The organism is Allostella sp. (assembly GCF_041913585.1).
Classification (GTDB): domain Bacteria; phylum Pseudomonadota; class Alphaproteobacteria; order ATCC43930; family Allostellaceae; genus Allostella.
Window position 1 is genome coordinate 1 of the sequence record NZ_JAYSFE010000224.1, and the last position, 3847, is coordinate 3847.

The 3847-nt window shown below is 73.3% G+C and carries 4 protein-coding genes, 1 tRNA gene and 2 pseudogenes; 3 read left to right on the plus strand and 4 right to left on the minus strand.

Going from position 1 to position 3847, the window contains the following annotated elements; genetic code table 11:
• The 3 genes and pseudogenes from ACE3Q3_RS23305 to ACE3Q3_RS23315 form a co-directional block, all read right to left on the minus strand.
• A pseudogene (locus ACE3Q3_RS23305) lies at positions 1–190 on the minus strand (D-alanyl-D-alanine carboxypeptidase); the annotation flags it as partial.
• Positions 187–1260 carry a septal ring lytic transglycosylase RlpA family protein gene (locus ACE3Q3_RS23310; RefSeq protein ID WP_374450080.1) on the minus strand — a complete coding sequence of 358 codons (1074 nt, stop codon included), beginning with the start codon at positions 1258–1260 and terminating at the stop codon, positions 187–189. The pseudogene ACE3Q3_RS23305 and the gene ACE3Q3_RS23310, both read right to left, overlap by 4 nt.
• Positions 1257–2216: a lytic transglycosylase domain-containing protein gene (locus ACE3Q3_RS23315; RefSeq protein WP_374450082.1), complete on the minus strand. Its 960-nt coding sequence runs from the start codon at positions 2214–2216 to the stop codon at positions 1257–1259. The genes ACE3Q3_RS23310 and ACE3Q3_RS23315 overlap by 4 nt, the downstream gene beginning before the upstream one ends.
• 118 nt (positions 2217–2334) lie before the next feature.
• Here ACE3Q3_RS23315 and ACE3Q3_RS23320 point away from each other — a divergent pair, with 118 nt between their 5' ends.
• The gene (locus ACE3Q3_RS23320) at positions 2335–2541 is read left to right on the plus strand and encodes a hypothetical protein (RefSeq protein ID WP_374450084.1); all 207 of its coding nucleotides are present in this window, start codon (positions 2335–2337) and stop codon (positions 2539–2541) included.
• Between the two features lie 41 nt (positions 2542–2582).
• On the opposite strand, the gene ACE3Q3_RS23325 is transcribed toward ACE3Q3_RS23320, so the two are convergent.
• A complete protein-coding gene (locus ACE3Q3_RS23325) occupies positions 2583–3383 on the minus strand; it encodes a YdcF family protein (RefSeq protein ID WP_374450086.1) in 801 nt (266 codons plus the stop codon).
• Between the two features lie 120 nt (positions 3384–3503).
• On the opposite strand from ACE3Q3_RS23325, the gene ACE3Q3_RS23330 reads away from it, so the two are divergent.
• Positions 3504–3591: transfer RNA gene (locus tag ACE3Q3_RS23330), tRNA-Ser, on the plus strand.
• Between the two features lie 51 nt (positions 3592–3642).
• A pseudogene (locus ACE3Q3_RS23335) lies at positions 3643–3847 on the plus strand (Tat pathway signal protein); the annotation flags it as partial.

A 3847-nucleotide genomic window follows, 5' to 3' on the forward strand; every position in this document is an offset into this window, starting at 1 on the left:
TCGTCATGATCTTGCTCATCGAGGCCGGCGGCAGCCGGCGGTCGGCATCCTTGGCGTAGAGGACGGCGCGCGTGTCGTAGTCGACGACGATGGCGGCCCGCGCCTCGGTCTGGAAATCCTGGGCGAGGGCCGGGAATGCCGCCGACAGCAAGGCCAGCAGCACCAGGATCGCGGCGCGGGGACGCGTCATTCGACGATGATCCGTGCTTCGGGGTAGCCGGCCGAGGCGATGCGGGTCAGGGTCTGGTCCGCCTCCTCGACCGAACGCAGGGGACCGACGCGGACGCGGTGGACGGGGGCGCCGCTGACCTCGACCGTCGTCACCCGAGCCGGGCCGACGCCGCCGATCGTCTGGCGCACGCGGTCGGCGTTGGCGCGCTGCGAGAAGGCCCCGGCCTGGACGAAGATCTGGGTCCGGCGCACCGGCTCGACGGTGACGGTGCCGGGCTGCGGCGCGTCCACCGACGCGGCGACCGCCACCGGCGCCTGCGTCGGCGCCGCCGGACGGGTGGCCGTCCGCGGCGCGGCCGCGGCGGCCGGCGGCGCCAGCGGCACCTGCTCGATCGCCGCCGACTGCGGCGGCGGCGACAGGATGGGCTGGCCCAGGACGGTGCCGTCGGCGCCCGGCTGGGGCGGCGGCGGCGGCGGGGCCGGCGTCGGCACGGCCGCGACCATGGTCATCGGCGCCGACGGGTCGGGCAGGCCCGGCGTCCGCGCCAGCGCCTGTCCGATGGTGCTGGAGCCGCGGTAGATCTGGGCCAGCTGCTCGCTCTCGGCCGCCATGATCTCGACCCGCACCTTGGCCGTACCCTGACGGTCGAAGCCGAGCAGCTGGGCGCCGCGGCGCGACACGTCGATGATGCGGCCGCGCGCGAACGGCCCGCGGTCGTTGACGCGCAGCGTCATCGAGCGGCCGTTCTCCAGGTTGGTGACGCGGACGACGGACGGCAGCGGCAGGGTGCGGTGCGCGGCCGTCAGGTCGTTCATGTCGTAGACTTCGCCGTTGGCCGTCGCCTTGCCGTGGAAGTCCGGCCCGTACCAGGAGGCGATCCCCGTCTCCCGGTACTCGTAATCTTCCTTGGGATAGTACCAGACGCCGCCGATCTGGTAGGGATTGCCGACCTTGTAGACGCCCCGGGCCGAGCCCTTGGTCGCCGTCGACGGCCCCGCCGTCTCGGGTGGCGTCGACGCGCAGGCACCGACGAGCAGCGCCAGCAGCCCGGCGGCGGCGATGCGGCCGCGGGTGCCCTTGCCGCTCACGGCTGGACGATCCGATCCGCGAGGTCGGAGACCGCCAGCGCGAAATAGTTGGAACGGTTCCATCGCATCAGGACCCGATAGTTTTCGTAGACGATGAAGGACGGGCCCGAACCGTCGCGCTCGGGCGTGACAATCCCGGCGGCCACGTCCGCCGCCGGCAGCGGAGATCCGTCGGCCTGGACGACGCCGAAGCGGGCCCATTCCGCCAGCGGCCGCTGCTCGTCGGCACCGGCGGCGACCATGCCCGCCGGCAGCCGCACCTCGCGGCCCCAGGTGAAGCCGCCGACCCAGCCCGAGGACGCGAGGTAGTTGGCGATCGAGCCGAGGACGTCGGCGCGGCTGTTCCAGATGTCGCGCCGCCCGTCGCCGTCGAGATCGACCGCGTGGTTGAGGAAGCTCGACGGCATGAACTGGCTCTGCCCCATGGCGCCCGCCCAGGAGCCGAGCATGGCGTCCGGGGTGATGTGCCCCTGCTGCAGGATGCGCAGGGCGTTCAGGAGCTCGCTGCGGAAGAAGGCGGCCCGGCGGCCGTCATAGGCCAGCGTCGCCAGCGAGGCGACGACGGGAAAATTGCCGGTGACCCGGCCATAGCTCGTCTCGATGCCCCACAGCGCGACGATGAAGCGCGCCGGCACGCCGTAGCGGCGCTCGACCTCGGCCAGCAGCCCGGCATTCTCCTGGAGCATCTGCCGCCCCTGCTGGATGCGCGGTTCGGCGACGACGCGGGTCCGGTAGGTGGCGAAGGTCATCGTGCCTTCGGGCTGGCGCCGGTCGAGTTCGATCACCCGCGGGATCGGCTCGAGCCCGGTCAGCACCGCTTCGAGGACGGCCGGCGAGATGCCGTTCGTCAGCGCTTCCTGCCGGAACTCGCCGAGCCAGACCGGAAACGGCTGCTCGTTCGCCTGCGCCACGGCCGGCAGGCCGGTCGGCAGCAGGCCGGCCGCGACGGCCAGCATCGCCGCCGCCGCCCACGATGCCGACCGCCGGATTCTGCGGGCATTGCGATTCATCCCTTCTCTCTGCCACGAAGCCCGAGTCTCGCTCAACGCCCCGCCCGCTGCAGGAGAGTGTCCGATGCTGGAAGACGGCCGATTGTTCTCGCTCATCGCCATGCTGGCCCTGCTCTTCTTCCTCTCGGAGCGGATGCTGCCGCCGGCATCGCCGCTGCGCCGGCTGGTGCGCTGGGGCGCGGTCGGCCTGCTCGCGGCCGGGATCGCGCTGGCGATCGGCTGGAGCGTCCTCTGGTTCTGCTGCCAGGGCGGCCCCGTCCAGCGCCCGTGAGGGCAGGCGCGGCCGCGGGCCTCACGGCACGGCGCCCGCGCTCATGACGCGGCGGGGCCGGGGAACAGCGTGTCGGTATGGTCGAGGAGGCGGTAGGCGACGAGCGCCATCCACTCCTTGAGGCCGACATGGACGCGGTCGAGCCCGGCCCGCAGGTTGAAGCCGAAGCCGATGCCGCCGCGGCCGGTGGTCTTGTAGTCGACGGGCCAGGGGACGACGTCCCAGCCGAGCCGGCGGAAGCAGCCGACGGCGCGTGGCATGTGGAAGGCCGAGGTGACGAGCAGCCAGCGCTCGCCGGGGCCCGGATCGACGAGGCGGCGCGCCGCCCGGGCGTTCTCGGCCGTGTTGCGCGAGGCGCCCTCGATCGTGATCCGCCCCTCGTCGATGCCGAGTTCGGCGAGCAGGCGCCGCATGTAGGGTGCCTCGCTGACGCCCTCGGGCAGGATCGCCGCCTCGCCGCTGGTGACGAGGATGCGCGCCTCGGGATGCTGCCGGGCGAGCGCCGCGGCCGAGGTCATGCGGTCGGCATATTCGGTCAGCGTCGGCCGGTCGCGGGCGCTCGAGATCCACGAATCGATGCTGCCGCCGAGGACGACGATCCCGTCGACCCGGCCGGCGACCGCGGGCGCGGCCGGGAAGCGATCCTCGAGCGGCCGCAGCAGCCAGGACCCGACCGGCAGCACGGCCACCGCCAGCATCGCCCCGAGCCCGAGGGCGAGCAGCAGGTGCCCCGCCCGCCGCGCGCCCGCCAGCAACAGCAGCCAGCCGGCGACCAGCAGCAGCAGCAGCAGGTTCCCCGGCTGCGTCAGGTACCAGAAGATCTTGCCGAGGACGAAGCTCATGCCGCCCGGGGGATTGCCACGATCCCGTGGCGAAAGTGCGGCAGAGGCCGCCTGCCCGCGCCGGTGGACGAAGCGCCCGCCCCGGCGATAGAAGGACATCTCCGGCGCCGGCCCGGACGTGGATGGGTGGCAGAGCGGTTTAATGCACCGGTCTTGAAAACCGGCGGGCGGCAACGCCTCGTGGGTTCGAATCCCACCCCATCCGCCATCGTCCGAGCGCCGGTCCGCGCCCGCAGCATCCTGGCGAACGGGGGCCACCATGAAGCGGCGAGACATGCTGATCGGCGCCGGCGGGGCGCTCCTGCTGGCAGGGGCCGGCACCTTCGCCTGGCGGTCGGCGGTGGGATCGATGGGCGACTACGCGGCCTATGCGGCCGGGCTGCGCGCCCCCCTTCCGGCCGACCCCGGCGTCGCCGATCTCGTCCGCTACGCGACGCTGGCGGCCAACGGCCACAACACCCAGC